Origin of the sequence: Kitasatospora sp. NPDC058190 (assembly GCF_042883685.1) — a bacterium.
Taxonomy (GTDB): Bacteria; Actinomycetota; Actinomycetes; order Streptomycetales; family Streptomycetaceae; genus Kitasatospora.
In genome coordinates, this window is the sequence record NZ_JBHVVI010000245.1 from 1 (window position 1) to 4,696 (window position 4,696).

The 4,696-nt window shown below is 71.9% G+C and carries 5 protein-coding genes; all 5 read right to left on the bottom strand.

All coding sequences use genetic code 11. The features are described from left to right. Positions 1-122: 122 nt before the first annotated feature. Positions 123-782, bottom strand: coding sequence for a zinc ribbon domain-containing protein (locus ACFVWU_RS44265; RefSeq protein ID WP_387632253.1), 660 nt, complete (start codon positions 780-782; stop codon positions 123-125). Between the two features lie 96 nt (positions 783-878). Beyond that, entirely contained in the window at positions 879-1,127 is a 249-nt protein-coding gene (locus ACFVWU_RS44270; protein WP_387632255.1) for a hypothetical protein, read from the bottom strand. 68 nt (positions 1,128-1,195) lie between these two features. After that, positions 1,196-2,170 carry a signal peptidase I gene (gene lepB, locus ACFVWU_RS44275; protein ID WP_387632258.1) on the bottom strand — a complete coding sequence of 325 codons (975 nt, stop codon included), beginning with the start codon at positions 2,168-2,170 and terminating at the stop codon, positions 1,196-1,198. A 65-nt stretch (positions 2,171-2,235) separates the two neighbouring features. After that, entirely contained in the window at positions 2,236-2,832 is a 597-nt protein-coding gene (locus ACFVWU_RS44280; protein WP_387632260.1) for a helix-turn-helix domain-containing protein, read from the bottom strand. Between the two features lie 146 nt (positions 2,833-2,978). Then, positions 2,979-4,514, bottom strand: a complete 1,536-nt coding sequence (locus ACFVWU_RS44285; RefSeq protein ID WP_387632263.1) for a hypothetical protein — start codon at positions 4,512-4,514, stop codon at positions 2,979-2,981. Positions 4,515-4,696 lie beyond the last annotated feature (182 nt).

Sequence of the window (4,696 nt, forward strand, 5' to 3'; positions counted from 1 at the left end):
TCCCCTCCGGCTGAGCCGGCCGGGCGTACCACGGCCGGGGGGGCGCCCGCGCACCCCACGCCCGCGGGCGCACCGCCCGTTTCGGCCGGGGGGTCACCCCGCCCGTCGCACTCGGGAGGAACTCAGCGCCTGGTCCCGCAGGACGGGCAGAACGCGGCGCCCTCCGGCACGTCCTTGTGGCACTGCGCGCACTGGACGGGCTGAGCCAGCTTGAACCCGCAGCCCGGGCAGAACGCCGTACCGTGTGTCTCGGTCTGGCACTGCGGACAGACCAACTGCCGCGGCGTCCGCACGTCGAACTCCGCCCCGGACTGCTGCCCGGCCTGGTACGCCCGGTCCGACACCATGTCGTTGAGGCCGCGCCGCTGCGCCGCCAACGCCTCGGCCGCCGTGTCCGGGGCGCAGTTGAAGCACAGGCCCTGGGCCGGGTCGAAGCAGCGGCCGCAGACGTAGTGGGTGCAACGGCCGCAACGGTTGAAGTGGGTCTGGGCGTTGTCGATCGCGCGCTGGAAGGCGGCGTCACGCGAGGTGCCCCAGGTCTGACCGGCCAGGCCGTCGGCGGCGTTGCTGATGGTGTTGGCGTTGCCGCCGATGAGGTTCCAGGCGGCGCTGACGCCCTTGCCTATCCAGCCCGCCACCTGGCCGGTGGTGAACCGTTCGAACGGCGAGCGCCAGGTGTCGGAGCAGCGGTAGCAGGAGAACTCGAACTGGAAGCCGGCGCCCGTTCCGTACTGCTCGCACAGGTCGCGGTAGTTGTTGCTGAAGTAGATCTCGGAACTCACGTCGTCCCCGGTTGCTGAAAGTGGCCTGTTCGGCGGTCGATGCCAGGGACGACAGGGGTCTTCGAACGGTTCCGCCAAGAACTCCCCACCGGAGCCTCACAATCCGGAGACCGGCAGCAGCAGCATCCGCTCGGGCTCGAACAGTCGCCAACCGGCGGGCTGACCGCTGCGGCTGACCCGCAGTCGGCACCACTGCCGCCCGGTCGGGTCCCGCCACCAGCCACTGATCCGGCCGGGCGCCCAGGCGCCGTCGCCGAGGTCGACCTCGACCGGCTGGTACACCCACCGGACCTCGGCGTCGGCCGGTTCCACGGCCGGTGCGGGGCTTCGCCGACTCTCCACCACGGTTCCGCCTCCCGACCCGCCCGCCCCGGCTGCGGCCGCAACCGGGGCGGCGGCTCGTCGCCGGAACTCTACAGTCGTGTAGAGCACTGCGGGTGGAGTTCCGGCGAAGCCCGTACGTCGTCTCGGCGGGCGGCCCGGCGCGACCGCCGGCGCCGCCACAGAGCGATCGGGACGACACCCGCGAAGGCGAGCGCGGCCGGCGCCGGAGGCGCCTCCACCGGGGCGGCCGCGGCTCCGGAGGACACCTTGTCGAAGGTGTCCGGGACGGGCAGGGTGGACCAGTCGGCGATCGGCCACGCCACCACGAAGGCCCGGCCGACGACGTTGCCCACCGGCACGAACCCGTCCCCGGTCTCGTTGTGGTGCGGACGGGAGTCCCGCGAGTTGTTGCGGTGGTCGCCCATCACCCAGAGCTTGCCCTTGGGCACGGTGACGGTGCCGACCGGGTCGTTGTCGCAGGGCGTCGCACCGGGGAACAGGTACGGCTCGTCCAGTGCGACGCCGTTCACCTTCACCGGGCTGCCCGCGTTGCACTCGACGGTGTCCCCGCCGACCGCGATGACCCGCTTGATCAGGTCCTTCTCGTCCGCCGAGGGCATCAGGCCGACGGTGCTCAGCACCTTCTGAACGGTGCCCGTGAAGCCGTCGTCCTGCGTCGGCGTGCCCTCCAGCCAGCCGCCCGGATCGCGGAAGACCACCACCTCACCGCGCTCCGGCTCGGCGCCGAACCACGGCGTGAGCTTGTCGACCAGCACCCGGTCCCCGATGTGCAGGGTGTTCTCCATCGAACCTGAGGGGATGGAGAAGGCCTGCACGAAGAAGGTCTTGATGCCGAGCGAGAGCAGCAGGGCGATCACCAGCAGGATGGGCAGCTCCTGCCAGAACGGGCGCTTCTTGCGCGCGGGCTTCTCGCCCTGCTCCGCGTCCCCCGTCCCGGCCTCCGCCGCCTCGCCGGCCCCGGCCTGCCCGGCCCCATCGTCCGGCTCCGCCCGCTCCTTCGTTCCACCGCTCTCGCCGGACTCCGTGCTCTGCTCCACACTCATGTACTCGGCCCCTCCCGACGGCCTGGCGGGAGCCCGAAGCGGGAACCCCCTGTCAGGGAACGAACCTACCGAACAGAGGTTCCCGGGCGCGCCCTGACATGGATGCGCTCACCTTGCGGACCGAACAGGCTGAGGAACTCCACCGGCTGCGAACCGGCGTTGCCGAAGGCGTGCGGGGTGCGGGTGTCGAACTCGGCGACCTCACCGGCCGTCAGGACCAGGTCGTGCGGGCCGAGCACCAGCCGCAGCCGCCCGGACAGCACGTACAGCCACTCGTAGCCCTCGTGGACCTTCAACTCCAGCCCGGGCCCGGTGTTCCGCCCCGGCGGCACGATGTGCTTGTACGCGTGCAGACCACCGAGGTGGCGGGTGAGCGGGACGATCGTCTGGCCGTTCCTGGTCACCGGGCGCGGATGGATCCGGGGGTCGCCGGTGGCCGGGGCGCCGACCAGTTCGTCCAGCGGCACCCGGTACTCCCGGGCCAACGGCAGCAGCAGCTCCAGGGTCGGCTTGCGCTGCCCGGACTCCAGCCGGGACAGCGTGCTGAGCGAAATGCCGGTCGCGGCGGACAGCTTGGCGAGCGTGGTGCCGCGCTCCCGGCGCAGGGCCCGTAGCCGGGGGCCCACCGTGGTCAGGACGTTCTCGAATTCTTCGTCGGCCATGCCTGCCATTCGCCGGGACGGCAAGGGTGTTTGTCAATCCGGCACACCGTGGCACGCCCTCACGGCTTCCGGACACCCCTGCCCGTACGGGGCGCAGCGGGGCCCGGTGACGATCCGCCGATCGCCACCGGGCCCCCCGCTCCGGATCAGCGGTACTCGCGCAGCCGGGGCCGCACCCCCAGCGCGACGAGGCCCAGCGCCACCGCCAGCGCGCCGCCGGCCAGGGCCGCCGTGGTGCCGTCGAGGTCGCTGTCGGTCTCGGCGACCGCCGTCTCCATCGCCCGCCGGTTGATCGTGATGGTGTCCCCCATGGCCGTGCTCAACTGCTCGAACTCGTAGTTGGACTGGCCCTTGGCGAGCCCGGTGTTGAGCGTGATCGCGTCCTTGAGCTTGCCCCCGTCGCGCAGGTCACGGATCTTGTGGTCGGTCAGCTGGTACTCCTGGAAGGCGCCCAGCACCCGCTCGGCGGCGTCCCGCTCGCCGGCGAAGGTGAGGTTGTTCAGCTCGCTGCCCAGGTACCCGCCGAAGGGGACCTTCCCGTGGTTCGACCGGTACCGGGTCACGGCCTCCTGCAGCCGGTCGTCGTAGCTCGCCAGGGTCACGCCGTCCAGGTGCACGATCGCCTGGCTCTGGTCGAGGTAGGCCTGCGCGTACATCGTCGCGCGGGTCGGGTCGGTGAGGTACCGGCTCTCGTCGGCGTTCATGTCGTACGCGACGGCGCGGGCCCGGCTGAGCGCTATCACCGAGTCGTAGGCGTCGCTCTTCGCGGTCACCAGGTGGTCGTCGGCACGGCCCACCAGGTACAGCCCGGCGACCATGACGATGCCGGTCAGCAGGGTGACGGCGGCCAGCGCCGGGTTGAACACCCGGTGGTAGCGCACGAACAGGGCACGCTGGAGCCCGACCAGCGCGGCGAGGGCGAGCAGACCGACCGCGAACACCCACCACCAGCCGGAGCCCATGGCGTCGCGCTGCTCGCCGTACACCCGGTCGACGGTGGCCTGGTTGGCAGCGGTGACCTGGTCCGCGGCGGGCAGCAGCTGCTGGCGCAGCAGGTCGGTGGCCTGCCGGTAGGCGTCCAGGGCGGCTGCCGAGGGCTGGCCGGCCGGGGCCTTGGCCTGCTCCTCCAGCAGCTGGGCGCGGGCCACCAGGACCTCGTAGCTGCCGAGCTTGCCCAGCACCAGCTGGACGGCGCGCTGACCGGCCGGATCGGCGGAGGCGGCCTGGGCGGACTGCTGGAGGTCGTCGTCGGCCTGGGCGCGGCGCTGCTCGTAGGTGTCCAGGGTCTGCTTGCGCAGCGTCGCGTAGTCCGGGTCCGCGCCGACCAGCAGCAGGTTCGCGGCCTGGGCGTCCATGTCGCTGAGCGCGAAGTAGAGGTCGGCGGCGCGGGTGGCCTGCGGGGCGGCCCGGTGGCCGATGGTGTCGGTGCCGTCACGGACGCCGCCGAGCACGGTGGTGGCGGTGGCGCCGAGGCCGATCAGAGTGGCCAGGCTCAGCGCGGTGAGGCCTCTGACCAGGCGCGGAGTGGTCCAGTAGGACCGGCTGCCGACCGTCCGGAGGCCCTGGCCGAGCCGGGCCAGGGTGCCGGACAGGCCGCTCGGTCCGGCCGGTTCGGGGCTGTCACCCCCTTCGTCGGCCGTCTCCCCCGAGGTGGTCTCCCGGTGCGCTGTCGAGGTGGTCATGACCGTACGTCCCTTTCCCCCGCTGCACGGTCTGCCAGGGGTTTCCTACTGAAACCGAACGCAGAACCGTTTCTCTCCGCCGGGCGAGGCTAGTCCCGGACTTCGCACATGGGGTTTTAGGTCTCCAGCCAGCGGGGTCGGGTTTCGTCAATGCTGAGGAGTTCGAGCAGGTGTGCTTGGAC